The 26,075-nt window shown below is 57.9% G+C and carries 22 protein-coding genes; 7 read left to right on the forward strand and 15 right to left on the reverse strand.

Annotated features, from left to right (window positions below; translation table 11 throughout):
* The first annotated feature begins 66 nt into the window (after positions 1-66).
* The 3 genes from acnA to ACR0NE_RS07505 all read left to right on the forward strand — a co-directional run bounded on the left by acnA (position 67) and on the right by ACR0NE_RS07505 (position 5,194).
* Positions 67-2,757 carry an aconitate hydratase AcnA gene (gene acnA, locus ACR0NE_RS07495; RefSeq protein ID WP_170512889.1) on the forward strand — a complete coding sequence of 897 codons (2,691 nt, stop codon included), beginning with the start codon at positions 67-69 and terminating at the stop codon, positions 2,755-2,757.
* Between the two features lie 117 nt (positions 2,758-2,874).
* Positions 2,875-4,377 carry a BCCT family transporter gene (locus tag ACR0NE_RS07500; protein ID WP_170403204.1) on the forward strand — a complete coding sequence of 501 codons (1,503 nt, stop codon included), beginning with the start codon at positions 2,875-2,877 and terminating at the stop codon, positions 4,375-4,377.
* Positions 4,378-4,492: 115 nt separating this feature from the next.
* Positions 4,493-5,194: an SDR family oxidoreductase gene (locus ACR0NE_RS07505; protein ID WP_170396398.1), complete on the forward strand. Its 702-nt coding sequence runs from the start codon at positions 4,493-4,495 to the stop codon at positions 5,192-5,194.
* On the opposite strand, the gene ACR0NE_RS07510 is transcribed toward ACR0NE_RS07505, so the two are convergent.
* The 10 genes from ACR0NE_RS07510 to yajC form a co-directional block, all read right to left on the reverse strand.
* The gene (locus ACR0NE_RS07510; RefSeq protein WP_170396396.1) at positions 5,189-5,731 is read right to left on the reverse strand and encodes a DsbE family thiol:disulfide interchange protein; all 543 of its coding nucleotides are present in this window, start codon (positions 5,729-5,731) and stop codon (positions 5,189-5,191) included. The genes ACR0NE_RS07505 and ACR0NE_RS07510 overlap by 6 nt on opposite strands.
* Positions 5,724-5,879 (reverse strand): heme exporter protein CcmD, encoded by a 156-nt coding sequence (gene ccmD, locus ACR0NE_RS07515; protein ID WP_037321536.1) that lies wholly within the window; start codon positions 5,877-5,879, stop codon positions 5,724-5,726. Before ccmD ends, ACR0NE_RS07510 begins: the two co-directional genes overlap by 8 nt.
* On the reverse strand, positions 5,879-6,652 hold the full coding sequence (locus ACR0NE_RS07520; RefSeq protein WP_170396395.1) for a heme ABC transporter permease: 774 nt from the start codon (positions 6,650-6,652) through the stop codon (positions 5,879-5,881). Before ACR0NE_RS07520 ends, ccmD begins: the two co-directional genes overlap by 1 nt.
* Positions 6,653-6,713: 61 nt before the next feature.
* Positions 6,714-7,370: a heme exporter protein CcmB gene (gene ccmB, locus ACR0NE_RS07525; protein ID WP_170396393.1), complete on the reverse strand. Its 657-nt coding sequence runs from the start codon at positions 7,368-7,370 to the stop codon at positions 6,714-6,716.
* Positions 7,367-7,981 carry a heme ABC exporter ATP-binding protein CcmA gene (gene ccmA / locus ACR0NE_RS07530; protein WP_170396391.1) on the reverse strand — a complete coding sequence of 205 codons (615 nt, stop codon included), beginning with the start codon at positions 7,979-7,981 and terminating at the stop codon, positions 7,367-7,369. The genes ccmB and ccmA overlap by 4 nt, the downstream gene beginning before the upstream one ends.
* Before the next feature lie 130 nt (positions 7,982-8,111).
* On the reverse strand, positions 8,112-8,465 hold the full coding sequence (locus ACR0NE_RS07535) for an Mth938-like domain-containing protein (protein WP_170597975.1): 354 nt from the start codon (positions 8,463-8,465) through the stop codon (positions 8,112-8,114).
* Between the two features lie 10 nt (positions 8,466-8,475).
* Positions 8,476-9,222: a TSUP family transporter gene (locus ACR0NE_RS07540; protein ID WP_170597973.1), complete on the reverse strand. Its 747-nt coding sequence runs from the start codon at positions 9,220-9,222 to the stop codon at positions 8,476-8,478.
* Complete coding sequence (gene secF / locus ACR0NE_RS07545) at positions 9,215-10,183, reverse strand: protein translocase subunit SecF (protein WP_170396385.1); 969 nt, start codon at positions 10,181-10,183, stop codon at positions 9,215-9,217. Before secF ends, ACR0NE_RS07540 begins: the two co-directional genes overlap by 8 nt.
* 1 nt (position 10,184) lies before the next feature.
* Entirely contained in the window at positions 10,185-11,846 is a 1,662-nt protein-coding gene (secD, locus tag ACR0NE_RS07550) for a protein translocase subunit SecD (RefSeq protein ID WP_170597971.1), read from the reverse strand.
* 33 nt (positions 11,847-11,879) lie between these two features.
* A complete protein-coding gene (gene yajC / locus ACR0NE_RS07555) occupies positions 11,880-12,167 on the reverse strand; it encodes a preprotein translocase subunit YajC (RefSeq protein ID WP_155151194.1) in 288 nt (95 codons plus the stop codon).
* A 192-nt stretch (positions 12,168-12,359) separates the two neighbouring features.
* Between yajC and ACR0NE_RS07560 the strand changes: the two genes are divergently transcribed.
* Complete coding sequence (locus ACR0NE_RS07560) at positions 12,360-14,024, forward strand: mechanosensitive ion channel domain-containing protein (protein ID WP_170597969.1); 1,665 nt, start codon at positions 12,360-12,362, stop codon at positions 14,022-14,024.
* Between the two features lie 72 nt (positions 14,025-14,096).
* Positions 14,097-15,389 carry a serine--tRNA ligase gene (serS, locus tag ACR0NE_RS07565; protein WP_170597967.1) on the forward strand — a complete coding sequence of 431 codons (1,293 nt, stop codon included), beginning with the start codon at positions 14,097-14,099 and terminating at the stop codon, positions 15,387-15,389.
* A gap of 52 nt (positions 15,390-15,441) precedes the next feature.
* On the opposite strand, the gene ACR0NE_RS07570 is transcribed toward serS, so the two are convergent.
* From ACR0NE_RS07570 to ACR0NE_RS07590, 5 genes are all read right to left on the reverse strand, one after another.
* On the reverse strand, positions 15,442-16,026 hold the full coding sequence (locus ACR0NE_RS07570; protein ID WP_170597965.1) for a helix-hairpin-helix domain-containing protein: 585 nt from the start codon (positions 16,024-16,026) through the stop codon (positions 15,442-15,444).
* 88 nt (positions 16,027-16,114) lie between these two features.
* Positions 16,115-17,101, reverse strand: coding sequence for a fatty acid desaturase (locus ACR0NE_RS07575; protein WP_170396376.1), 987 nt, complete (start codon positions 17,099-17,101; stop codon positions 16,115-16,117).
* Between the two features lie 164 nt (positions 17,102-17,265).
* Positions 17,266-18,729, reverse strand: a complete 1,464-nt coding sequence (gene der, locus ACR0NE_RS07580; RefSeq protein ID WP_170597963.1) for a ribosome biogenesis GTPase Der — start codon at positions 18,727-18,729, stop codon at positions 17,266-17,268.
* Positions 18,730-18,778: 49 nt separating this feature from the next.
* Complete coding sequence (locus tag ACR0NE_RS07585) at positions 18,779-20,101, reverse strand: outer membrane protein assembly factor BamB family protein (RefSeq protein ID WP_170396372.1); 1,323 nt, start codon at positions 20,099-20,101, stop codon at positions 18,779-18,781.
* A 40-nt stretch (positions 20,102-20,141) separates the two neighbouring features.
* Positions 20,142-20,813 (reverse strand): hypothetical protein, encoded by a 672-nt coding sequence (locus tag ACR0NE_RS07590; RefSeq protein WP_170396370.1) that lies wholly within the window; start codon positions 20,811-20,813, stop codon positions 20,142-20,144.
* Between the two features lie 226 nt (positions 20,814-21,039).
* Between ACR0NE_RS07590 and ACR0NE_RS07595 the strand changes: the two genes are divergently transcribed.
* The gene (locus tag ACR0NE_RS07595; RefSeq protein ID WP_170597961.1) at positions 21,040-22,263 is read left to right on the forward strand and encodes an efflux RND transporter periplasmic adaptor subunit; all 1,224 of its coding nucleotides are present in this window, start codon (positions 21,040-21,042) and stop codon (positions 22,261-22,263) included.
* Positions 22,260-26,075, forward strand: a complete 3,816-nt coding sequence (locus ACR0NE_RS07600; protein WP_170597959.1) for an efflux RND transporter permease subunit — start codon at positions 22,260-22,262, stop codon at positions 26,073-26,075. Before ACR0NE_RS07595 ends, ACR0NE_RS07600 begins: the two co-directional genes overlap by 4 nt.

Raw genomic sequence — 26,075 nt, forward strand, 5'->3', positions numbered from 1 at the left:
GGTGTGGTAATGCAGATAACCCTTAGCGAAGCCCGTATTCCAAGTCATTTGAGAGGGAGGCCACAGATGCCCATCAAGGTCGGACAGGACACCGCCAAGACACGCCGCAGCCTGAACGTGAATGGCAAATCCATTTCCTATTATTCGATTCCAGCCGCGCAAGAAGCAGGCTTAGGCGATTTTTCGAATCTGCCTGCCGCGTTGAAAGTGGTTCTGGAAAACATGCTGCGGTTCGAAGATGACGGGTTCTCGGTTTCCGTCGATGACATCAAAGCCTTTGCCGAATGGGGTGCCAACGGTGGCAAGAACCCACGTGAGATTGCCTATCGCCCTGCCCGGGTTCTGATGCAAGACTTTACCGGAGTTCCGGCCGTGGTGGATCTGGCAGCGATGCGCGACGGCATCAAGGGCCTTGGTGGGGACGCGCAAAAGATCAACCCGCTGAACCCGGTCGATCTGGTCATCGACCACTCGGTCATGATTGATGAGTTCGGCAACCCACGCGCGTTTCAGATGAACGTGGACCGCGAATATGAGCGCAACATGGAACGCTATCAGTTCCTGAAATGGGGTCAGAACGCGTTCAACAATTTCCGCGTCGTGCCTCCCGGCACCGGTATCTGCCACCAAGTAAACCTGGAATATCTGGCGCAGACCGTCTGGACGGACACGGACCAAAGCGGCGAAGAAGTCGCTTATCCCGATACACTTGTTGGTACTGACAGCCACACCACCATGGTCAACGGCATGGCCGTTCTGGGCTGGGGCGTTGGCGGGATCGAGGCCGAGGCAGCGATGCTGGGTCAACCGATCTCGATGCTGATCCCCGAGGTTGTGGGCTTTGAACTGACCGGTTCGATGGTCGAAGGCACAACGGGAACTGACCTTGTCCTGAAAGTCGTCGAGATGCTGCGCGAGAAAGGCGTGGTTGGTAAATTCGTTGAATTCTACGGCGAAGGTCTGGACCGCTTGCCCTTGGCCGATCGCGCAACCATCGCCAACATGGCCCCCGAATACGGCGCGACCTGTGGTTTCTTCCCGATTGACGGCGAGACCTTGCGCTATATGCGCAATACTGGACGCGACGAAGACCGCATCGCATTGGTCGAGGCCTACGCCAAGGAAAACGGCTTCTGGCGCGATGCCGATTACGCGCCGATCTACACCGACACTCTGTCGCTGGATATGGGCACAATTGTTCCTGCGATCTCGGGCCCGAAACGGCCGCAGGATTATGTCGCACTAACCGACGCCAAGGCCGCATTCACCAAGGAAATGGCCGAGACCTTCAAACGCCCGATGGGCAAACAAATAGAGGTCAAAGGCGAAAACTACGGCATGGAATCGGGCAAAGTCGTGATCGCTTCGATCACCTCCTGCACCAACACGTCGAACCCGTATGTGATGATCGGCGCGGGCCTCGTTGCACGTAAAGCCGCCGCGCTGGGATTGGATCGCAAACCGTGGGTAAAGACCTCATTGGCGCCCGGCTCGCAGGTTGTGTCCGCCTACTTGGAGGCTGCGGGTCTGCAGGAAGATCTGGACAAGATCGGCTTCAACCTAGTTGGCTATGGCTGCACCACCTGTATTGGCAACTCGGGTCCGATCCAAAGGGAAATCAGCGAAGCGATTGCCGAAGGCGATCTTGTTGCCACTTCGGTGCTGTCAGGCAACCGCAACTTTGAAGGCCGCATCTCGCCCGACGTGCGCGCCAACTATCTGGCTTCACCGCCGCTGGTGGTGGTTTATGCTTTGGCTGGTACGTTGGACATCGACCTGACCTCGGAACCGATTGGACAGGATCAGGCCGGCAACGATGTCTACATGAAAGACATCTGGCCGACCCAAAGCGAAATCGCCGAATTGGTTGAGGCAACCGTGACCCGCGAGGCGTTCCAGTCGAAATATGCCGATGTCTTCAAAGGCGACGAGAAATGGCAGGAGGTCGAGGTTCCACAACAGGAAACCTATGATTGGCCACCGACGTCAACCTACATTCAAAACCCTCCCTATTTCCAAGGCATGGGGCCTGAGCCGGGCACAATCTCGAATATCGATGGTGCAAAGGTTCTTCTGATCCTGGGTGACATGATCACCACCGACCATATCTCGCCCGCCGGTTCGTTTGCGACAACGACACCTGCCGGGAAGTATCTGACCGATCGTCAGGTTCAGCCGCGCGAATTCAACTCGTATGGCTCACGCCGTGGCAACCACGAGATCATGATGCGCGGCACCTTCGCCAATATCCGCGTCAAGAACGAGATGCTGGATGGCGTCGAAGGCGGTTATACAAAAGGCCCGGATGGTGAACAAACCTCGGTCTACGAAGCATCGATGGCCTATCAGGAGCAAGGCACCCCGCTGGTCGTCTTTGGCGGCGAACAGTACGGTGCAGGTTCGTCACGCGACTGGGCGGCCAAGGGCACAGCTCTGCTTGGCGTCAAGGCAGTGATCGCCGAGAGTTTTGAGCGCATCCACCGTTCAAACTTGGTGGGCATGGGCGTCATACCGTTCGAATTCACCGATGGTGATACCCGCAAGACACTGGGTCTGAAAGGTGATGAGACCGTATCGATCCACGGGTTGGATTCAGTTGAGCCCTTGCAGGAAGTGCCCTGCACCATCATTTACGGAGATGGTACCGAAAAGACGATCACCCTGAAGTGCCGCATCGATACCGCGCCCGAGATCGAATACATCGAAAACGGCGGTGTGCTGCAATACGTGCTGCGCAATCTCGCAAAAGCGTCATAAATCAGCAGGTTGATATCCAACCTCAGCCCCCGGCCCTGCGCCGGGGGTTTTGTTTTCTGGCCATTTATTCAAAAATCTGAAACTGTTGAGCAAGACAGTCTTCGGAATTTCATCACCATGAAAAAGCCCAACGCCCTATTGGTTTGCTCGCTTAGCGTCATCGCCGTGATCGGGATCTGGGGCGTCGTCGATATCGAAAGCTTGGTGACTTGGGCCAATAGCATCGTGCAACAAACCTTCCACAGTCGCGGTTGGTTCGTGATGCTCGCGGCCTCAGGCATGTTGATCGGGTGTTTAGTTCTGGCCTTTTCGCCATATGGCAAAATCCGTCTGGGCCGGGATGATGAAGAGCCCGAGTTCTCGACCGCCACCTGGATCTCAATGCTGTTCTCCGCAGGAATGGGCGTTGGACTGCTGTTCTGGGCGGTCGCCGAGCCCTTGACCCATTTCAACTTCATCTCGGGCATGGCACCCGACTATGTCGCCGCGCAGCAGGCCATGCTGGCAACAAACTTCCATTGGGGCCTGCACGCATGGGCGATTTACGGTTCGACCGCGCTGACCATTGCTTATTTCAGCTTTCGGCGCGGGACAGGCATGATGGTCAGTGCACCGATCAAAAGCCTATTCCCAGGAGAACGCTGGGCCGAGCGGGTCGGGTGGCTGTCGGATTTCATGGCCATTGTTGCAATCTCTATCGGTGTTGGCGGTTCAATGGCCATGGGCGTGTTCCAGGTTGCGGACGGGATTGCGGTTCTGGGTGGCCGGGAAACGGTTGGTGCCCTTCTGATCGGCGTTGTTTTCCTGGCGATGGTCGCAGCCTACATCCCTGCTCTGTTGATCGACCTTGGCCAAGGCATGGCGCGCTTGTCAAATGCGGCAATGCTGATCGCGATCTGCCTTGTGGCCTATACAGTGGTCCTCGGCCCCACCGAGTATCTATTGAATACCGTGGTTCAAGGGTTCGGCGATTACGTCACCAATGTCATCCCTCGGGGCTTTCAGACCTTCACCTTCTTCGGCGATGACGTCACCAAATGGTTCAGCGACTGGACCCTCACCTATATGGTCTGGTGGATCGCCTGGGGACCTTTTGTTGGTGTGTTTGTCGCGCGTATCTCTCGCGGTCGCACGATCCGGGAATTCGTGATCGGAGTACTCTTTGCGCCCACACTGTTCTCGATCCTTTGGTTCGGTGCCTTCGGCGGCATCGGTCTGTTCGAGGCGCTCAACGGTGCCGGAGAACTGCTGGCCTATACGCAAACAAACATCGAGCGTGTGACCTTCGCCCTGCTCGACCGTTTGCCCTTATCGCAGATCACAATACTTGCAACCGTAGCAGCGGCGTTTCTGTTCATCGTAACCAGCGTTGTAAGCGCGGCCTTTGTGCTGGGTACATTCTCGTCCCAGGGGGATGAAAACCCGCCCCCGCGCGTGCGGCTGATCTGGGGTGCATTGCTGGGCTTGTTGAGTGTCGCGATGATCCTGTCGGGCTCGGTGGAATCGGTCAAAGTCCTTATCTCACTCGGGGCGCTGCCCTTTGTGTTCATCTCGGTTCTGCTGATGGTCTGCCTGTTCCGAGGGCTACGAGAAGAGGGGCTGAGCCATGCTGATCGGTGATCTGACGGATACGCTTATGAATCTGACCACCTTTGCATTCATCGGCGCGATGATCTGGATTTTGGTCCGTAAGTAACGGCTTGAATCCCGGCCATTTTACCGATTTCCTACGATTATGGACAAAGTCGCATTGATAACCGGCGGTGCACGCGGAATTGGGCGTGCAATCGTCGAAGACCTCAGCCGTGATCACCGCGTCGCGTTTACTTGGTTGTCGAGCAAACCCACGCCCGAGCTACTGGGTGGGGATGTTCTGGCCATACGCTCCGATCTATCTGCGCCCGACCAGCCGGCTAGCGTGATTTCGCAGGTGATCGAGAGGTTTGGAAGGCTGGATGTGATCGTCAACAATGCCGGCCTTGTGAAATCTACCCCCAAAGAGGAATTTCGGGCCGAGGACCACCGCGCCATTCTGGATTTGAACCTGCTGGTCCCTGCCGCATTGTTGGCTGCTGCGCTACCACATCTGAAACGCGACGCCTCAATCGTCAGTATCTCATCCATGAACGCGGTCTTGCCGCCTCGGGATGCGGTGACCTATGGGGCCAGCAAGGCCGCCCTGAATCTATGGACCCACGCCATGGCAAAGGAGCTTGGGCCAAAGGGGATACGCGTTAATGCAGTCGCGCCGGGTGCGATCAACATCCCCGAAGCGCCCCGGTCGGAGGAGTTGACCGCGCTGTTTGTCAAAGAAACCGCTTTAGGTCGCGCGGGAAAGCCCGAGGATATCGCCAAAGTCGTCAGGTTTCTGGCGTCCGATGCCGCATCCTTCATCACTGGTGAGGTTCTGGGCGTCACCGGTGGCTATCGCTTATGAGCCACCTGCGGCTTTCTCAAGTGCTGGGCGGATCGTGCTTTCGATCACCCGCTGAGTGACCGGACCAGCCCAGCGCAGGATGATCGTGCCCTCACCGTCGATCACATAGGTTTCGGGCACACCGTAGACGCCCCAGTCCAGCCCCATGCGGCCCTGTTCATCCCGACCGATACCGGCATAGGGATCGCCCAGTTCGGCAAGAAATCCTTCGGCGTTGTCCAGTTGATCTTTGTAGTTGATACCATAGACCGGGATACCCTCGTCAGACAGAGCCTGCAGATTGGGGTGTTCGACGCGGCATGGTGCACACCAACTGGCCCAGTAGTTGACCAGCTTGACCTCGCCATCACGCAGTGTGGCATCATCGAAGCCCGGTTTGCCCGCGAACTCGGTCAGTACAACCGGCGGTGCTGGCTGACCCTCGCGCGCCGAGGGCAAGGCGTTGGGATCGTCACGGAACATGCCGATGCCCGCGAGCACAGCGAAGGCGCCGAAAATCAGCGGAGGCGCGATCATCAGGGGCGAAATCTTAGCCATTGCGTGACATCCTTTGTTCAACCTTCTCCATCTCGGCCCGTACCTTACGGCCCCGGATCACGCTGAAACCCACCAATGCGATCAGAAGTCCGATTGATACGACATAGGACCACAAGACGGTATCGGCATATTTTCCAAGATCAGGCATCACCCGCTCACCCTTTCACGCGCCATAAGCGCCTTGGTCCGGCGGGCGCGAATTTCTGTGCCCGTACGATAGAAGACCAGCGCAATGAACAGCAGTACAAAGCCGATGATGCAAAGCAGCAGTGGATAGAAGTAGATATTGCTTACCTTCTCCTCAGTATCCGTGCCTGTGATCGCCCCGGCGCGCATCACCGAAGCCCCCTGATGCAGCCCCTGATTCCAGAAGTTCACCGCATACCGGCTGAGGAACGCAAAGACAGAACCCACAAGGCAAAGGACCGAGGTCAGGTCAGCCGCGGTGTCCGGGTCTTCGATGGCTTCCCACAGGGCGACATAGCCCAGATAGAACAGGAACAGGATGAGAAACGAGGTCAGGCGCGGGTCCCAGGCCCACCATGTCCCCCACATAGGCTGCCCCCAGATCGCTCCGGTGGCCAATGCGATCAGCGTCATCACGATGCCGATGGGCGCAGCGGCGCGAGCAGCCAGCGCACTGACATGGTGGCGACGCACCAACCAGACCAGCGAAGTTGCCAGCATCATCAGCCAGCAATTGATCGCCATCAACGCGGCAGGTACATGCAGGTAGATGATCTTTACGGTCGAGCCTTGCTTGTAGTCATCCGGGGTGAAGAAAAAGCCCCAGATCAATCCGACGACCAGACAAAGACCTGAGCTGATCCAGAAGAACGGAAGGACCCGTTCGCTGGTCGCGAGGAACTTACGCGGGTTGGCGTATTCCCAAAGGGCATTGGCTTTGGCTGCGATTGTCATGGGCTCTATCTAGTCCGAGTCGGCGTGGTTCTCAATTGACCTCAGTCAAGCTTTGTGGCCATCACCTAAGATTGATGCGCAGTACCGCTGCGCTGGCAAAGGGTAAAAGTGCGACCGTTGCGGCGGTAATCCCTGCCAGCATTAGCAGGGGCGTTTGCGTCTCCATGCCTGTCGCACCGCGTCGGGCGACCTCGGCTCCGAAAATCAAAGTCGGCACGTAGAGCGGCAAAACCAGAAGCGACAGTAGCAGACCGCCCCGTTTTAGACCAACAGTAAGGGCCGCGCCAAAGGTGCCGATAACGCTCATCGCCGGAGTACCGAGGAGCAGTGAGATCACTAGCCACGAAAACCCGGGTACAGGCAGGTTTAGCAACACGCCTAGGAACGGCGCGGCCAGAACCAGCGGCAATCCGGTGGTTAGCCAATGGGCTAGCGCTTTGACGGTAACAACCGATTCCAACGGAAGCGGCGCGGTCGCGAGCAGATCAAGCGAGCCGTCTTCCCAATCCAGCGCCAGAAGGCGATCAAGTGACAGCAGACACGCCAAAAGCGCGCCCAGCCAAAGAACGCCCGGTGCGATGGTCGAAAGCAGCGAAGATTGCGGGCCAACCGAGAATGGCACCAGAACGGTGACGATCAGGAAGAAAGCAAGACCGAGACCAAAGCCACCCCCCGCACGGAAGGCCAATTTCAGATCACGCAGCAATAAGGCGATCACAAGAAACCTCCGTCGAAATCGTCGATGGGCTTGGGCTTGGCCTTGTTGGGGCCAACGTCCAGAACCTCTCCGTCCAAGCCAAGATCAATATGGGTCGCGATCAGGGCCGAACCACCCTGCCCCAGATGCGCGCGCACAGCATCCGCAAACATCTGCACGGCGTGACGATCCAGCGAGACCGTCGGCTCGTCCAGCATCCAGATCGGGCGGCCAGTAACCAACATACGCGCCAATCCCAGACGCCGTTTCTGCCCTGCCGAAAGGTTGCCCGCATGGCGGTCAGCCAACTCGTTCAGCTCAAACGCATCAAGGGCGTGCTGGATATCACGGGTGCCAAAGACCGACGCCCAGAAGTTGAGGTTTTCGACAACGGTCAGGGTCGGTTTTAACCCGTCGGAATGGGACGCGTATGCGATCTGGTCTTCTGCCCCGTCGATTTGCCCTGCCAGCGGCGGTTGCAGGCCCGCAAGCGTACGCAGTAATGTTGTCTTTCCGATCCCATTCGGTCCACGCAGAATCAGCGCCCTTCCTGCCTCGAGCGAGAAGCTCAGCCCTTCGAGCACGGGAACTCCGCCGCGTGCGATGGCCAGATCGGTTACCTTTAAAGTCATGAAGCCCGCTTAGCGGATTGTGCGTGTGGGCAAAAGGTCGGAATTGCCGCAGAGCGGCTGGTCGGATCGCAGTGAGGGGCCAGCCCCTCACACTCCCCGGGATATTTTTAGCCAGTGGAAGAACAGATCCTCAGACCGGGATCAGCGCAAGCGCAATGCGGCGGCCTTCGGAAAGCAGCACGTTGTAGGTGCGGCAGGCCGCCGGAGAGTTCATGATTTCGACACCCAGACCTGCCTCTTCCAATGTGGTGCGCAAGTCGGCTGGGATGTGGGTCAGTTCTTTGCCCGTACCGATGAACAGAACATCGACATGTTCGGACAAGGCCAGCAGGGTCTGGGCGTCGGAGTAACCCGCCCAAGCCGATGTACCGGTGGGGCCGATCAGGACTGCCCCATCATGAACTTCCCCGCCTATCCGAAAGAACCCGGGGCCATAGCCATCAACCGGCTGAGCGTTTGTATATGTGATCTCGTTCAGGCGCATGTGCAGGGTTCTAGCCCCAAAGCGGCAGGCCGGACAAGGCCGCTGTTGCAATCACCAGATAGGCTGCGGCGCGGTAGAGGTTCTCGTACTCGGGTCGGAACATCCAGCCCCCCAGCCAGTTGCCCGCGATGTTGGGAACCGCAAGCGCAAGGCCCAATCCGATGCTCGCGATCGAAAGACGCCCCATCCCGCCAAGATATCCAAGGATCAGCAAATCGAAAGCAAACAGGAACAGTAGGATCGTCGCGCGGATGATCTCAACCGGTAAGGGCCGTGACATATAAAACAGGATGACAGCAGGCCCCGGTATCCCGGCTACCCCGCCCAGTAGCCCTGCAGCCCCGCCGATCGCAGCAACCATGCCACGCGATACCGCTCCCCGGTAGCGCAGACCAAAAACCAGAACGGCCAGCATCGACAATGAAATCAGGCTGACGATATAGCGAAACACTTCGGGATCGGTCCGGGTTAGCAGCCATAAGCCAACCGGTAGAAGTAGCGCGCACCCGACCAGAAGGCGCATCAGATCTGCCTTGTCAACAACCGTCCATGCGCGGCGCAGGTTCGGGATCGGGCCAAATATGTCCATGACCGTCAGCGCGATGATGGCACCGAAGGGGCCAAGATACGGGCTGGCGATGGGCAGGAAGATCAGGGCCGTCCCAAAGCCGGAGAACCCACGCACGATGCCCCCAACAAAGGCGGCGAAAATAATAACGGCCAGACCGGTTGGGGTCTGGCCGAAATACTCAGGCATCAATGTTGGCAAACTGGTTGCCCGCCGTATTCGACGGCTTCGACCAGTCGCGCTTGACCCCCAGCCACAGCAGGATGGTCGAGGCCACGAAGACCGACGAATAGGTCCCGACGATCACGCCCCAGATCATCGCGAAGACAAAGCCTCGGATCACGTCTCCGCCCAGTACATAGAGCGAGATCAGCGCCAGCAGCGTGGTCACAGAGGTCATCACCGTCCGGCTGAGCGTTTCGTTGATCGAGATGTTCAGCACCTCTTTGAGGTCTTTCTTCTTGTACTTCCGCAGGTTTTCGCGAACCCGGTCGAAGACGACCACGGTGTCGTTCAGCGAATAGCCGACGATAGTCAGTAGAGCGGCGATGATCGCCAGGTCAAAACGGATTTGTAGTTCCGAGAAGATGCCGATGGTCAGGATCACGTCATGCACCAACGCGGCGACCGCCCCGAGTGCGAACTGCCATTCGAACCTAAGCCAGATATAGACAAGCACTGCGCCAATCGCCAAGGCGACCGCAATGACCGCGGTCTGGATCAACTCACCCGAAACCTTGGGGCCAACCGATTCTACCGAGACGAACTGGATATCCGGCGCGGCGACGGTCAGCGCTTCTTCGACGGCTGTGACGGTTGCGGCCGCCACAGCTTCGGCCCCGTCCTGTGCCTGAATGCGGATCATCGCGACGTTTTCATCCTCACCAAAGGTGGGATCAAAAATCTCGGTGATAGTCACATCGCCAAGCTCAAGCGGCGCGATGGCGTCGCGATAGGCGCCGACGTCGATCTCTTGCGCGCTTTGGGTCCGGATCGTGGTGCCGCCGCGAAAGTCGATGCCGAAGTTCAGCCCTTGCAGCAGGAATGACGTGAATGCGATCACCATCATCAAACCCGAGATGCCCAGCCAGACCTTCCAACGGCTAAAGAAATCGAACGAGGTGTTTTGGGGTACGAGTTTCAGTCTCATGTCAAACCTCGATCGTTTTCGGACGGCGGCGTTCGAACCACATCACGATCATCAGACGCGTCACAAAGATCGCGGTGAAGACCGAGGTCAGAATACCCAGACCAAGCGTAATGGAGAAGCCGCGCACGGGACCACTGCCCATGGCAAACAGGATGGTTGCGGTAATGAATGTGGTCACGTTTGCGTCCAGAATGGCCGAAAGCGCTTTTTCGTATCCCAGCTCGATGGCACGCGCCGGACCTTTGGCAGATTTCAGCTCTTCGCGGATACGCTCGAAGATCAGCACGTTGGCGTCAACTGCCATGCCGACGGTCAGCACGATACCCGCGATCCCGGGCAAGGTCAGCGTGGCGCCGATCAGTGAGAGCAGGCCAAACAAAAGCCCCACGTTCAGGATCAGCGCAACATTGGCGAAGATGCCGAACAGGCCGTAGCTGAGAGCCATAAATACCAACACGGCGACAAAAGCCACGATTGTCGCGACCTTACCTGCGTCGATACTGTCCTGACCCAGCTCAGGGCCGATGGTGCGCTCTTCCAGGAAATCCAGACCTGCAGGCAAGGCACCTGCGCGAAGAAGGACGGCCAAATTGGTGCTTTCCTCAACCGTGAAATTGCCAGTGATGATGCCCGAACCACCTGGGATATGGCTTTGGATTACAGGGGCCGAGATCACCTCGTCATCCAGGACGATAGCAAAGGGTGCGCCAATGTTTTCCAGCGTGTAATCGCCGAATTTGCGCGCTCCAGAGGTGTTGAACCGAAAGCTGACCGCAGGGCGGCCGTTCTGGTCGAAGGATGGCTGCGCGTCGACCAATTCTTCACCGGTCACGACGGGTGCGGCATCCAGAGTGTAATACACACCATCTTCATCGATCGAAGGCACAAGCTTCTCACCAACGCCCGGAATTGCATCCGGGTCAGTCCCGCGTCCAACGACAGGATTGAATGTCAACTGTGCCGTCGTGCCGATAATCTCTTTGAGCTCCCCGGCGCTGCCGATACCGGGCACCTGAATAAGGATACGATCAGCGCCCTGGCGCTGGATAGTTGGTTCGCGTGTGCCAACCTCGTCGATCCGACGGCGGATGATCTCAAGGGACTGGCGCACAGTACGATCATCCGAAGCAAGCTTTTCGGCCTCGGACAGTTGGACAACGATAGTGTCCCCCTCAGCGCGGGCCTCTATATCTGTTGCCCCTGCCCCGGTCAGCGTCTGCACCTGTCGGGCCAGACCGCGCACAACCTCTAATGCGCGGGACATGCCCTCGGGTTGGCTGATGCGCACGCGAATCTCGTCAGGCGCCGAATCCTGACGACGGATCGTGCCGACCGTCGCGCGTTCATCACGCAGCGCGTCGCGGATTTCGGGCCACATCGCCTCCATCCGGGATTCGTAGACATCATCAACCTTGACCTCGGCAAGCAAATGCGCGCCGCCGCGCAAGTCGAGCCCGAGATTGACCAGAGACGACGGCAGCCAGTTCGGCCATTGCGCGGCCTCGGCCTGCATTTCAGGTGTATCAATGCCCAGCTCAATCGCAGCCTTGGCATCGTTAGATTGTTCTACGCGCGTATAAAACGCATTCGGCAGGGCAAGGAACAGACCGATCACACAGACCGACCAGATCAGAACCCGCTTCCAGGAATCAATTTGCAGCATTACCCTGCCTTTTCAAGGAATTGTCGCGCGAAGTTACTTCGCAGGTTCGGTCTTGTTCAGAACCTGAGCGATGGTCGATTTGACCACGCGAACCTTAACGCCCTCGGCGATCTCGACTTCGATCTCGTTGTCGCCTTCCTTGACCTTCGACACCTTGCCGATCAGCCCGCCTTGGGTGACAACCTGATCGCCCCGGCGCACGGCTTCGACCATGGCCTGATGTTCCTTCATCTTTTTCTGCTGCGGACGGATCAGCAGAAAATACATAATCGCGAAGATCAGGATCAGCGGGAGAAACTGGGCGATTGCGCCACCTTCCATGGGATATTCCTTTGTTCTGATGATGCAGAGAGCTCTCTGCAAAGTTTGCGGGAACCTATGCTTTGAAACATGGGTTTGCAAGCAAACCTGGCCCCATTTCGATCATCGGGTTCAAAGGTTTGCTGCCGGACGTTGCAGATATGTTCTAGGCAGACCCTTCCAGTCAGATATAGTCCTGTGGCAGGAGGCCTAATGATTCAATCAATCCAGACCCTTGGCGCGTTTGTTCGCCTGATGCTCGTGACAACCTGTATAGGTCTTTTGGCGTCGCCCGTATGGGCACAGAACGCCACTAGCGAAGAGCCTGCTATAGAAGACACTGAATCAGAGATTTTTCAGGCTCCGGTTATCGTTGACGGCGACACCTTGTTTCACCTGCGCGGCTCCAGCGCGCTGCCCGCTCCGGAACGGGCCGCGAGTGTACAGAACAAGATCATCGAAATCGCCGAGGCCTCAGACGCCGAGCAGGTCTCAATAACCTTCGAGGACTCAGAGTTCGGCATTCGAATCTTTGCCGATGGTGTTCAAGTTTCGATCGTGACCGATGCCGATTCCGAGCTTGAGCAGATGGACTTGAACGTTCTCAGTTTGTTGCACGGCGACGCTATTAAACAATCCATTGAAAGCTATCGCGCAAACCGCACTGAACAGGCGCGTGTTTCGGGTGCCATCGAAGCCTTAGCATGGACAGCTGGATTCGCGCTTTTTGTCGTCGTTATCCTGTGGCTGCACCGGCGCATTCGCCGCCGTACGCTGAAACTGGTCAAGCGTTACCTCAAGGATGTCGAAACCGCGACCGCAAAAAGCGTTCAGGCCGAGGCCATCGCCGCGTTGATCCGGTATGCTCTGAATTTTGTCCTGCTGGTGATCTTTTTCCTCGGCTTCTACTACTACCTTTCCTTCGTTCTGCTTGCCTTTGCCGAGACGCGCTATTTCGCGCAACTCCTGCTGACCTACTTGACCGAGCCGGTCCTGCTGATCTTCAAAGGCATCCTCAGCTACATCCCAAACCTGATCATGTTGATACTGATCGCATGGATAACGCTGTATATTATCCGGGGCATGCGTGTGTTCTTTGACGCCGTCGAGGCGGGAACCTTTGACATGGGCGATTTTGAAAGCCACTGGGTGAACCCGACCTTCAACATCGCCCGCGTCGTCGTTATCCTGATCGCTCTGGTCTTTGCTGTCCCTTACATCCCCGGATCAGATTCGGCGGCGTTTCAGGGGCTGACGATTCTGGTTGGTGCCATGCTGTCGCTGGGCGCAAACTCGGTCGTGTCGAACATGCTGGCGGGGCTCTTCGTGATTTATCGCCGCTCAACTTCGATCGGGGATCGGATCCAGATCGGGGACCATATTGGCGATGTGGTGCAGATCAAGTTGATGGAGACGCACCTTAAGTCCATCAAGAACGAACTGATCTCGATCCCGAACGCCCAGTTGATGAATTCGGACGTGGTGAATTTCTCAAAAAGAACGGATGGAAGCGGTTTGCTTCTGCACACCACCGTTGGGATTGGGTATGAAGAGCCGCCCGAAAAGATCGAAGCGATGCTGATCGAGGCCGCCCATCGCACCAAGGGAATCAAGGCCAAGCCCGAACCCTTTGTTTTATGGACCGCATTGGCCGATTACGCGATCAACTATCAGATCAACGGATATACCACTCGGGGCAGTATCATCCCGAAAATCCGCTCGGACTTACATCGCAACATCGTGGCCGTGTTCAATGAGAACAACGTGCAAATCATGACACCTTCGTACATGGCTGATCCGCCCGAGCCGAAGATCCCGGCCGAAGATTGGGATGGCCATCTGGCACATGAAACGCATGACGACGCGGATAAGTCGTAACCGGTGCTACACCCTGCCATTCAGATGGTGCATAAGCGGATTCAGTGATTCACGCAGTTAAGGATCTGAACCATGCACGACATCCGCGCCATACGCGAAAACCCAGCCGCCTTCGACGCCGCCCTTGCGCGCCGCGGGGACGCGCCGGTGTCGTCAGACCTGCTGAGGCTGGACGAAAGCCGCCGCGCCAAGATTCTGGCTGCTGAGACAGCTCAGGCCGAGCAGAACAAGGCCTCCAAGGAGGTTGGCGCTGCCAAAGGGCGCGGGGATGAAGCTGAATTCGAACGCCTGCGCGCTCTGGTCGCCGAGAAAAAGGCCGAAGTGGCCCGGATGCAGACCGAAGCCAAGGATCTGGACGCTCTGCTGGCCGACCAGCTGATCCGCATCGCGAACCTGCCCGCCGAGGATGTGCCCGAAGGCGCGGATGAGAACGACAATGTCGAAATCAACCGCTGGGGCACACCACGCGAATTGGATTTCGAGCCGAAAGAGCATTTTGAAATCGATGCCGTTCAGAATGGCATGGATTTTGAGACGGCTGCCAAACTCTCCGGCTCGCGCTTTGTGCTGCTGTCGGGCGGCGTCGCTCGCATCCATCGAGCTTTGGCGCAGTTCATGCTGGACACCCATATCAACGAGAATGATCTGACCGAGGTCAACGGCCCGGTACTGGTTCTCTCGGAAATGATGCAGGGCACCGGCCAGTTGCCGAAGTTTGGAGAAGACAGCTATCAGACCCGCGAAGGCTGGTGGTTGATTCCAACCTCCGAAGTGTCGCTGACCAACATCGTCAACGACACGATGATCGAGGAGAGTTACCTGCCTCGCCGCTATACCGCGCATTCGCTGTGCTTCCGGTCCGAGGCTGGTAGTGCGGGCAAGGACACACGCGGGATGCTGCGGCAGCACCAGTTCGAAAAGGTCGAGATGGTCTCGGTCACCCATCCGGACAAGTCGGATGATGAACAGAAGCGTATGCTGCGCTGCGCCGAAGGCATTCTCGAAAAGCTGGGCATCCCCTATCGCACCGTGATCTTGTGCACCGGCGACATGGGCTTTGGTGCACGACGCACTTACGACATCGAGGCGTGGCTGCCCGGCCAAAATACCTATCGCGAGATCAGCTCGGTCTCGACATGCGGGGATTTTCAGGCGCGCCGCATGAATGCGCGCTTCCGGCCAGAGGCCGGGGGCAAGCCAGAATATGTCCATACCCTGAATGGTTCGGGCCTGGCCGTGGGGCGCTGCCTGATAGCTGTGTTGGAAAATGGTCAGAATGCGGATGGGACGGTCACCCTGCCCGAGGTTCTGGCACCCTATCTGGGCGGCAAGCTAACCCTTCAGACCAACGGCACGCTGACATAAAAAAACCGGCGCATTTAGGCGCCGGTTTCCGATCAGACAAGGCGGAGAAGTATCACTTCTTCGCCTTTTTCTTATCTTTCTTCTTTCCGGGCTTCTTGTCGGACTTCTTCTTATCGTCCTTCTTTTTGGCGTCCTTTTTCTTAACGTCTTTTTTGGGCTTCTTGTTTTTCTTACCCTTCTTGGTCTTTTCCTTGACCTTTTCCTTGGCTTTGGAAAACACCGCCTCCATTTCAGACTTCTTCTTGGCCGCCTTTTCAGCCTTGGCCTTGGCTTTCGCCTTTTTCTTTGCCTTGGCCTCGGCAGCGGCCTGTTCTGCCGCCGCGCGCTCCTTTGCCGCCTTACGCTCGGCCTCGGCCTTGTTCGCAGCCGCATTGCTTTTGGCTGTCGCGCGCTGCACAGCCGATTTCCGCTCGGCAGGCTTACGGGTGGCAGCGCGGGGCGCGGGCTTGGGCTTGGCACCAACGACTTCTTTCGCAGCCGCGATCAGCTTAGCTGCGCGAGTGGAACCGACCCGCGGGGTGCCGGACAGATCTTCCGGTTTGGCCTTGGCAATGGCTTCTGCTGTTTTGTAGCCCTTTGCATTAAAGGCCTTTGCCAGCGCTGGCCCTACGCCACGCACCTCAGTAACTGCGGTCATTTCGTTTCCTTTCGTTAACTCCCCCAGATTGTAAACGCACAGCACATACGTTCCTGAGAGAGCGCCAATTCAAGAATTAGATAGGAGGTTACCCGCTTTCGGCCAGGCGATGGCCTGCAGTTCGGCTGGGAAATGGGACAAGTCTTTTGGCGTCTTCATCCCATAGTTTCAGATTCAGCGCCGCCACTGCCTCGGGAAACTTGATCCGTCGCGGTGTGTATTCTGGCGGCAGGTTATAGTGGCACGCGCGCAGCCGGTAAGATGGGATGCGCGCATTGAAATGGTGGATGTCATGCAATGTGATGCAGGCCACCGCATTATCGAACCACCAGCCGAAATCCAGCGCCGAGGACCCCTCCAACGCAGCCAGCTTCGGATCCAGTTCGGGGCGGCGATCCCAGTAGGTGTCTTCGAAATTGTGCTGCAAATACACCAGGAACACCCCAAGCATCCCGCCCAGCAGCGAAAACACCAGCCAGACCAGAATGCCGGTGGCACCGGCGATCAAATACAGCAGCCCCAAAAACACAACAATCGAGAGGTTGTGCAGCACCACGCCCATCACGCCGAACCGCACAGTGTTCTTGGGCCAGCGATAGCGGATGAAGTATGTGAATAGCGCGCCAACCGGCACCAGAATGAAGGGATTCCGATACAGTCGGTAAAACAAACGCTTTTTCCAATCCGCCTCGTTCCATTCACGCAGCGTCATGGTGTGGATTTCACCGGTCTCGCGATGCTCGAGGTTGCCGATTCCGGCGTGATGCAGATTGTGGTTCTGCTTCATCACCTCGAACGGGGCAAATGTGAAGGGCGATAACCCATGGCCAGCCCATTCGTTCTGCTCGCGCGTTTCAAACAACGAATGGTGCCCGCAATCATGCTGCAGGACATAGAGACGCACGGCAGAGAAGGCAAAAACGATCCCGGCCGGGATCATGATGTACCAGCGGTCGACATAGGTGATCGCCAATGTAAGCGATGCGAAATACACCGCGAATGTTCCGAAATAACTTAGCGCGGCAAGCTTGTTGTCCTGTACCGCGTATTGTCTTGTATATTCTCTCAGATCCATCACGCCCGCTCCCCACGGAGGTCCGACCAATCACAAATTCAAAATTAAGTGCGGAGATCCCGCAAACAAGCAGCACGTGCAAAACAAATGCACGTGCTTGAATGCTAACGCGCAGAAACGGGGCTGTCACGCCCCCTCTCTGAAAATGCTTGAAATTAGCGCAGTTACGCTCGTCCCTTGAGATGCTTGGCCAGTGCGCCTGCGTTTTTCTTGCGCCGCCCTTTGTAGGGGTTTTTGTCCCCTTGCCCGCGCAAAGTCAGGCGGATCGGAGTGCCCGGCATATCAAAATCCTCGCGCAGGCCATTGACCAGATAACGCGAATAGCTGTCAGGCATCTTGTCAGGGTGCGAGCACATGACCACAAACCCCGGCGGACGGGTCTTGGCCTGCGTCATGTAACGCAGCTTGATCCGGCGCCCCTGCGGCGCGGGCGGCGGGTGCTGTTCCAGCATGGCGGTCAGCCAACGGTTCAGCGCTGCGGTCGGCACCCGGCGGTTCCAAACATCATGGGCACGCAGGATCGCGGCGCGCAGACGTTCCAGACCGCGGCCTGTTTTTGCCGACACGGTGATCAAAGGAGCACCACGCAACTGCGGCAGCAGACGTTCGAAGGATTCTTTTAGGTCGCGCAGCTTTTCCTGTTTGTCTTCTTCGATGTCCCATTTGTTGACGGCGACGACCACAGCACGACCCTCACGTTCGGCCAGATCGGCAATGCGCAGGTCCTGTTGCTCGAATGGGATAGCCGCATCCAGCAACACGACGACGACCTCGGCAAACTTGACTGCGCGCAGCCCGTCAGAAACCGAGAGTCTCTCAAGCTTCTCCTGCACCTTGGCCTTCTTCCGCATACCGGCGGTATCAAATATCCGCATTGGGGTGCTGTCCCCATCAGGGTCGGCCCAGTCGATCCGCAAGCTGATCGCGTCGCGCGTGATCCCGGCCTCGGGGCCGGTCAGCAATCGATCCTCGCCGATGATCTTGTTGATCAGTGTGGATTTACCGGCATTCGGACGGCCAACTACAGCGACTTGCAGGGGTTTGTCAGCGGTGATCAGCGGGGCTTCGCCTTCCCCGTCTTCGTCCAGCTCGATATCGGTTTGCGGTGTCTCTTCTACGCGCGCCTCTTCAGCCGCGTCAGCCAGTGGCATCAACTGCGCATAGAGGTCCGTCATCCCCTCGCCATGTTCGCCCGACAGACGCACCGGCTCGCCAAGGCCAAGGTTGTATGCTTCAAGCACGCCCGCATCAGCCGCGTTCCCTTCGGCCTTGTTCGCTGCCAGGATCACGTGTTTGGAGCGCTTACGCAGAATCTCGGCGAACATTTCGTCCGTGGGCGTCAAGCCCACCCGCGCGTCAATCATGAACAGGCAGACATCGGCCATGTCCACTGCACGCTCGGTCAGGCGGCGCATCCGACCTTGCAAGCTGTCATCGGTTGCGTCCTCAAGACCCGCCGTGTCGATCACGGTAAAACGCAAGTCGCCCAGCCGCCCTTCACCTTCGCGCAGGTCACGCGTTACGCCGGGCTGGTCGTCGACCAATGCCAGGCGTTTGCCCACAAGGCGATTGAACAGAGTGGATTTGCCCACATTCGGGCGCCCCACGATGGCGAGGGTCAGCGACATGATATTCAACTTTCAAGACTCAAGATGCGCCCTTTAACGCATCTTGTCGTCAACGGAAAGCGTGCAGTTCGCCCTTGGTCGACACAACATACAGCGTCTGACCCGCCACAACCGGTGCCGTGGTCGCGCCACCCGGCACTTCGACCTGATGCACCAGCGCTCCGTCGACGGGATTGAAGAAGCGCAGATAGCCGTCGTTCGAAGCCACGACAAGGCGTCCACCGGCCATGATCGGGCCGTAATGGGCAAAGATCGGACCCCGGCGGCCCGGCTTGTTCTTGACGAAGCCCGGCAGATCGATGGCCCAGACAGTCGAGCCATCGGCGGCATCCAACCGTACCAATTGACTGCGATCACTGATCAGAAAAACACTGTTCCCCGCCGGCCAGACTGTATCAACGGCCCCCTCCGGTGCAGTCCAGTTCCGCTCACCCGAATTCCCGTCGAAGGAAACCGTGCGCCCCGAGTGGTTGCCGATTATGACCGAACTACCCGACACCATGGGCCCGGCGGTCACATCCACGATCTGAGCTGCCGCTCGGCCCCGACGCCCGCCCGCAACGGACGCGTTCCAGCGTAAAATACCGCCCCGGCGGAATGTTGCCGCGACATCACCCGATCCAAAGGCAAAGACTGACAGGTCCGAGGCAATCACGGGAGCAGGTGCACCCAGAACGTTGCCGACGCTCGGCGTGCCTTCGATTTGCCAGATGATCCGCCCATCCTTGGTATTCACCGCCCAACCGGTTTCGTCCCCGGCCACCAGATAGAGTATGCCGCCGCTAACCAAAGGAGCACCGCTGCCAGTTGCATTCAGACGTTTCTGCCACCTTTGCGCCCCGGATTTCGCATCGAGCGCGGTCAACCTACCGAAACCCGACGAGACATAAAGCACACCGTCGGCATAGGCGAGCCCTCCGCCTGTGGCATCCCCGTCCTTTTCATTCGGCGGGATCAGGTTTGTGCTCCAGGCGACCTGCCCTTGGGGCGTAACAGCCGAGACATTTGCCCCGGAATCGAGCGTATATATCAGGCCACCAGCAACAACAGGGTCTGCGGTGATCCGCTGTTTTCGGCTATCGCCGGACCCAATGTTAGCAGACCAAATACGCTGCGGTGTGGCACTCAGCGCTGCGTTGGTAGTGCGGAAGGCGGGTGTACCCGCGCTTTGCGACCAGTTGGCGTTGCGGCTTTGAGCCGGAATACTGATCGGTTTGGCGCCACGGGTTTCCACGGTTTCGTTGTCGATGGAGGCACGAATATCCTCACGCTCACCCGGCAGAATGACTTCGGGTTCCTGACAGGCGCTGAGAACGGTGAGCGCGGCTGCCGCAACGGGCAATCCGAAGCCTGAGAAATAACGTGATAGCATAATCTACAAACTCGCCTGTGATGTTCCGTTTCGCTGCCGGTTAACCCTGCTGGTTCGCCACGGGCTCGGGTTCACCCCCAAGCGCGACGATCAGTTGAGCCGCGCGCTGTTGCAGATCGACGCTGGCCTCGGCGTCCTGGCGCAACGCTTGCAAACGGTCCAAAGCGGCTTGCGTATTGCCCTCGGCCACATCGATCAGGGCCAATTGTTCTTCGGCGAGCAGACGCAACGGAGCACCAGGTATGGCCAGCGCTTCGAACTGTTGACGACGATCCGCCACTGGCATCGTGTCAGTTTGCAGTAGCAATGCCTTGAAACTTGCAATCGCGCGATAGATTTCGGGCAAATCCCCCTGCGTGGCGATCGCGTTCAGACTGTTCACCGCATCTTGCGCCGATCCGGCCTCGGCCTGAGAGGCGGACAGCAACATGTTCAAAACCGCGTCACCGCCGACAGACGCAGCATCGATCGCCTGCAGGCTTTGTGCCCGTTCGGCCGATCCGTTTTCAGCCAGCGCCGACAGAATCGCATCACCCAGAGCCTCGGCCTGGTTGGTATCACGTGCTTTTCGGTATTCGTTGAACGCAGCACCCCCGACAATGGCCACGACAGCCAGCACACCGACCCAGCCCCAACGGCGCAAAAGAAGGTACATGCGATCGCGGCGCACCTCTTCGGTGACCTCTTCAATAAAACTGTCGGCGTCGCTCATCCCTGCCCCCAGGCTTAAGTGTCCGGTTTTCTAGCGCCATGTCATACCCCGGCGATCAGGCCAAGCCAAGTGCCCGAATTCATACATTTGCCACCATGTGGGTGACCCTTGCGTAAAAAACTAAACCGAACTATTCAGTTCAGTATGGAAAAGACATGGCCACAGCCCCATTTTAAGGGATAGCGGCTAAAGCCGACCGCGCGAACAGATCTGGAGATTCTACCGCATGCGATTGATTTCATTCGTTAACGCCATTTTGGTTATTGTTGCGTTGTATTTTCTTGTTTTCGAGCGCGACGCGCTGTTTGCATTTGCAGGTCGCGGAGACGAACCATCCGAGACCGCGACCGAGGACTCGGAATCGGTGCAATCACCGGACTCGATCGGCGTTGTTGTGCTGCGCTCAACTGCGCGCGAGATCGGCAGCGCCGTTCAATTACGGGGTCAGACCAAGGCAAACCGCCAGGTCGAGGTCCTTGCCGAAACCATTTCGACAGTCCTGTCCGAGCCCAAGCGCAAGGGAGCTTTTGTCGAAGCAGGAGATCTGCTGTGCGAGCTTGATCCCGGAACCCGGCCCGCGAGCCTGGCCGAAGCCATGGCAGCCAAGCTTGAGGCCGAAAGCCGCGTTCCCGAGGCCGAAGCGCGCCTGGAAGAAGCTCACGCCCGTTTGGCTGAAGCCGAAATCAATCTGAAAGCAGCCCGCAAGCTGTCGGAAACCGGGTTTGGATCAGAAACGCGCCGTATCTCGAGCGAAGCCGAAATGAGCACTGCCGAGGCCGGAATCAAATCCGCCGAGGCCGGTTTGGAAGCTACGCAAGCCGGGATTGAAGCCGCCACCGCAGCAGTTGCAGCCGCCCAGCGCGAGATTGATCGCCTGACCATCAACGCCCCGTTTAAGGGTCTGCTTGAGAGTGATACTGCGGAATTGGGCAGCCTGATGCAGCCCGGCTCACTCTGTGCAACCGTCATCCAGCTCGACCCGATCAAGCTGGTGGGCTTTGTGCCTGAATCCGAAGTGAATCGGATCATTGTCGGATCGATGGCAACTGCGCAGTTGGTTACGGGGCTGCAGGTCGAGGGGCGCGTGACCTTCCTCAGCCGTTCGGCTGATGAAACCACGCGGACATTCGAGGTCGAGATCACAGTGCCAAACCCGGAACTGCTGATCCGTGACGGCCAAACCGCCAACATTCAGATCGCGGCCGAAGGGGTCAAGGCGCATCTGCTGCCCCAATCCGCACTGACCTTGAACAATGAAGGTGAGCTTGGTGTTCGCACCGTGGTAGCCGACAATGTCGTTGATTTTGTTCCGATCCGCCTTCTGCGTGACACCGCTGATGGTGTATGGGTTGGTGGCCTGCCGGAAACTGCTGATATCATCGTGATCGGGCAGGAATTCGTCACACGTGGTGTGACGGTCGCGCCGACATACAAGGAAGCATCGCAATGACGGGTATCGTCAGTTGGGCCGCAAGCCGTGCCAGAATGGTGCTGGCTTTCATCGCGATTTCGCTGGTCATCGGCGGGTATGCTTATGTCGGGCTCCCAAAAGAGGGTGAACCCGACATCGATATCCCGATGCTCTTTGTGTCGGTGCAGTTTCCAGGGATTTCAGCCGAGGACAGCGAAAGCCTGCTGATCAGGCCGATGGAAACCGAGATGGCCGATCTCGACGGGTTGGACACGATGACAGCCACCGCCGCCGAGGGCTATGCAGGTATTCTGCTGGAGTTCGAGTTCGGTTGGGACAAATCCGCCACCATCGCGGATGTTCGCGATGCCATGAACACCGCGCAAGCTGATTTCCCTGATGGGGCTGAGCAATACACGATTACCGAGGTCAACTTCTCCGAGTTTCCCATCGTCATTGTTAACCTGACCGGCCCGGTACCAGAGCGTACGATGGCACGCGTTGCCAAAGATCTGCAGGACGAACTTGAGGCGTTGGACGCAGTGCTGGAAGCTGGCATTGCCGGAAACCGCGATGAAATGCTTGAGGTCGTGATCGATCCGCTGCGGCTCGAAGCCTACAACGTCACGGCCGCCGAACTGATCAACGTTGTGCAAAACAACAACCAACTGATCGCTGCAGGTGAGGTCGAGACCGAACAGGGCACGTTCTCGGTCAAGATCCCGTCGTCATTTAAGACTGCTCAGGACGTCTATGGCCTGCCCGTAAAGGTCAACGGAGACCGCGTGGTCACCTTAGGCGAACTGGCCGAAATCAACTATACGTTTGAAGACCGCGCGGGCACGGCCCGGTTCAACGGCGAACCCACCGTCGCGCTGCAGGTCGTCAAGCGCAAGGGCTTCAATCTGATCGACACCGTTGCGCTGATCAAAGCCACTGTCGCCGAAGAACAAATCAAGTGGCCAGCCGAACTGCAGGCCGCTGTTGATGTGGGCACCTCAAACGACCAAAGCCGCATCGTCGATTCAATGGTGCGCCAGCTTGAAGGATCGGTTCTGACCGCCGTCGCGCTCGTGATGATCGTGGTGCTGGCTTCGTTGGGAACACGCGCCGCGTTGTTGGTGGGTTTTGCCATTCCAACCTCGTTTCTGTTGTGCTTCGCCTTCCTCGCGATGATCGGGGTCACCATCTCGAATATGGTGATGTTTGGCCTGATCCTTGCCGTGGGCATGCTGGTCGATGGCGCCATCGTTGTTGTGGAATATGCCGACAAGCGCATTAAAGAAGGCGTTGGTCCGATGCACGCCTATGTCGAGGCGGCGCAACGGATGTTCTGGCCGATTGTTTCGTCGACGGCCACTACACTGTGTGCATTTCTTCCGATGTTGTTCTGGCCCGGTATTCCCGGCGAGTTCATGAAGATGCTGCCCATCACGCTGATCTTCGTTCTGTCGGCCTCGCTGATTGTGGCACTGATCTACCTGCCGGTCGTGGGCGGTGTCTCGGGCCGTATGAGCCGCAGTTTCGAGCGCAGCTCGAACTGGCTGCGAGCCCGCACGCCTTGGTGGCTGCGAGTGCTTCTGGTGCCGCCTTCACTATATATGATCTTCCTCGGCGCAATGCAGGTCTTGAACCCCAACTATCTGCTGCCCGGCGGTTCACTTTCTGGCGTGCTACTGTTTCTGTTCGGCGCCTTTGCTGGGTCGGTCACGCTGAGTGCTGCCAAGATCGAACGCGCCCCGGATGAATATGTTCATACCGCTAAAGAGCACACGCCCTTCGGTTATGTGATCAAGTTCCTGGTCGGCAATCCGGTCATGCCGGTGGTGTCCATCGCAGTCGTCTTTGCGGCGGTGTTTTGGGTCGCATTCATCATATTCCCGCAAAACTCTCGCGGCGTTGAATTCTTCGTGGAAAGCGAACCGGAACAGGCCACGGCCTATGTCCGGGCGCGCGGCAACCTGTCTCTGGCTGAAAAGGACGAAATGGTTCTTGAGGCCGAGCGCGTGATCAGCGAACACCCGGCGGTGATCAACGTATTTGCCTTTGCGGGCGAAGGCGGGCTCAATCAGAACAATGGCGGTGCAGAAGCCCCCGCCGACACAATTGGTCGCGTCCAGTTCGAACTCATTCCTTGGGAAGATCGCCCAATCAGCTCTGAACAGATTACCGGTTGGTTCTGGGGACCGATTGCAGGTCTACTTGGCTTTGCAAAGGAAGAAGTCGCGACGGAATATGACGGCAATTTTGTTCTGGACGAACTAACCGCAGAGCTGGCAACCCTTCCTGGCTTTATCGTTGATCTTCAGGCGCTGGAACAAGGTCCCGCTTCCGCCAAGCCCGTTCATCTGCGCATCAAAGGCGATAGCTGGGAGGATCTGACGGCCGCGACCGTCACAGCACGAGAAGCCTTTGACACCACACCCGGCTTGATCAAGATCGAGGACACCCTGCCCCTGCCCGGCATCGACTGGCAGATCGACGTGGACGTGGCCAAGGCGGGTCGATTCGGCGCGGACGTCGCAACCGTTGGCGCGATGGTACAGCTTGTGACGCGTGGCATCTTGCTGGGTGAAATGCGGCCGGATTCAACCGATGAAGAGGTAGAAATCCGCGTCCGCCTACCTGATCAGGATCGCGTCCTGTCAACGCTGGATACGCTGAAAGTTCGCACACCGGACGGGTTGGTCCCCCTGTCGAACTTCGTCACCCGCAAACCCGTGGCTAAGCTCGCCGAGATCAATCGCGCGGATCAACAGCGCTACTATGACGTTAAAGCGGATGTCGAGCCTGGGCTGAGCAAGATCGTGACCACCGGTCCTGACGGTGCAGAGCTGCGTTTGGCAACCGTGCGCGCGATTGGCGAAGGTGCCACACCAACTGGCACCACGATTACCAGCGCGGACGGAGCAGAGTTCGAACTCGTTCAACTAACGGGTGCCGAGAACGTGGGTGAAGTGCGGTCCGCCATCGAAAGTGGTGACGCTCGGTTTGCCCTGATAAATCCGAACGAACGGATTGCCGTGCTGACCGAGTGGCTGGAAACCGATCCTTTTGGTCGCACCATCACTTGGGAATGGACCGGCGATCAGGAGGATCAGGCTGAAAGCCAGGCGTTCCTGTCCAGCGCATTCCTGGCAGCACTGGGTCTGATGTTCGTGATCCTACTGGCGCAGTTCAACTCGTTCTACAACTCGGTGCTGGTGCTGCTGGCCGTGGTTCTGTCTACGACCGGCGTGTTGCTGGGCATGATGGTAATGCAACAACCGTTCTCGATCATCATGACCGGGACCGGGATCGTGGCGTTGGCCGGTATCGTGGTGAACAACAACATTGTTCTGATCGACACCTATCAGGAATATAGCGGCTACATGTCTCGCATTGATGCAATTGTCCGCACGGCTGAGGCGCGCATCCGTCCGGTTCTGCTGACTACGCTGACAACAATGGCGGGTCTGACCCCGATGATGTTCGGCCTGTCGCTGGATTTCATCGGCGGAGGGTATTCGATCGACAGCCCCACGGCACTGTGGTGGAAACAGCTGGCCACGGCGGTGGTCTTTGGCTTGGGTACCGCCACGGTGTTGACGCTGATCGTCACCCCTTCATTCCTGGCGCTACGGGTGTGGGTCACAACTTACGCGGTATGGCTGGGTAAGGCGCTGGCACGCGCCACGGCGGGCCGATCCAGCCAAATCGCGCAGGACATGGCAATCGGCCAAAGCGCGAGAGATGTGCAAGCAGCCGAAATGATCTGGACCGATGAACAGGACAAAGCTGCCCCTGATCAGAGCGCTCAGGACGACCGCCCTGATCATCCCCCGACAACACCGCTGAAGGCGGCGGAATAA

The organism is Ruegeria sp. C9 (assembly GCF_056537585.1).

What these genes read in the sequence shown, in the direction of transcription:
- ACR0NE_RS07570 (WP_170597965.1), bottom strand. Translation starts at nt 16,026, where the DNA reads ATGACCGCAGTTACTGAGGTGCGTGGCGTAGGGCCAGCGCTGGCAAAG.
- ACR0NE_RS07500 (WP_170403204.1), top strand. Translation starts at nt 2,875, where the DNA reads ATGAAAAAGCCCAACGCCCTATTGGTTTGCTCGCTTAGCGTCATCGCC.
- ACR0NE_RS07575 (WP_170396376.1), bottom strand. Translation starts at nt 17,101, where the DNA reads ATGGATCTGAGAGAATATACAAGACAATACGCGGTACAGGACAACAAG.
- serS (WP_170597967.1), top strand. Translation starts at nt 14,097, where the DNA reads ATGCACGACATCCGCGCCATACGCGAAAACCCAGCCGCCTTCGACGCC.
- yajC (WP_155151194.1), bottom strand. Translation starts at nt 12,167, where the DNA reads ATGGAAGGTGGCGCAATCGCCCAGTTTCTCCCGCTGATCCTGATCTTC.
- secF (WP_170396385.1), bottom strand. Translation starts at nt 10,183, where the DNA reads ATGAGACTGAAACTCGTACCCCAAAACACCTCGTTCGATTTCTTTAGC.
- ACR0NE_RS07595 (WP_170597961.1), top strand. Translation starts at nt 21,040, where the DNA reads ATGCGATTGATTTCATTCGTTAACGCCATTTTGGTTATTGTTGCGTTG.
- ACR0NE_RS07540 (WP_170597973.1), bottom strand. Translation starts at nt 9,222, where the DNA reads ATGCCTGAGTATTTCGGCCAGACCCCAACCGGTCTGGCCGTTATTATT.
- ACR0NE_RS07520 (WP_170396395.1), bottom strand. Translation starts at nt 6,652, where the DNA reads ATGACAATCGCAGCCAAAGCCAATGCCCTTTGGGAATACGCCAACCCG.
- acnA (WP_170512889.1), top strand. Translation starts at nt 67, where the DNA reads ATGCCCATCAAGGTCGGACAGGACACCGCCAAGACACGCCGCAGCCTG.
- ACR0NE_RS07510 (WP_170396396.1), bottom strand. Translation starts at nt 5,731, where the DNA reads ATGGCTAAGATTTCGCCCCTGATGATCGCGCCTCCGCTGATTTTCGGC.
- ACR0NE_RS07535 (WP_170597975.1), bottom strand. Translation starts at nt 8,465, where the DNA reads ATGCGCCTGAACGAGATCACATATACAAACGCTCAGCCGGTTGATGGC.
- ACR0NE_RS07505 (WP_170396398.1), top strand. Translation starts at nt 4,493, where the DNA reads ATGGACAAAGTCGCATTGATAACCGGCGGTGCACGCGGAATTGGGCGT.
- ACR0NE_RS07590 (WP_170396370.1), bottom strand. Translation starts at nt 20,813, where the DNA reads ATGAGCGACGCCGACAGTTTTATTGAAGAGGTCACCGAAGAGGTGCGC.
- ACR0NE_RS07600 (WP_170597959.1), top strand. Translation starts at nt 22,260, where the DNA reads ATGACGGGTATCGTCAGTTGGGCCGCAAGCCGTGCCAGAATGGTGCTG.
- secD (WP_170597971.1), bottom strand. Translation starts at nt 11,846, where the DNA reads ATGCTGCAAATTGATTCCTGGAAGCGGGTTCTGATCTGGTCGGTCTGT.
- ACR0NE_RS07585 (WP_170396372.1), bottom strand. Translation starts at nt 20,101, where the DNA reads ATGCTATCACGTTATTTCTCAGGCTTCGGATTGCCCGTTGCGGCAGCC.
- der (WP_170597963.1), bottom strand. Translation starts at nt 18,729, where the DNA reads ATGTCGCTGACCCTCGCCATCGTGGGGCGCCCGAATGTGGGCAAATCC.
- ccmA (WP_170396391.1), bottom strand. Translation starts at nt 7,981, where the DNA reads ATGACTTTAAAGGTAACCGATCTGGCCATCGCACGCGGCGGAGTTCCC.
- ccmD (WP_037321536.1), bottom strand. Translation starts at nt 5,879, where the DNA reads ATGCCTGATCTTGGAAAATATGCCGATACCGTCTTGTGGTCCTATGTC.
- ACR0NE_RS07560 (WP_170597969.1), top strand. Translation starts at nt 12,360, where the DNA reads ATGATTCAATCAATCCAGACCCTTGGCGCGTTTGTTCGCCTGATGCTC.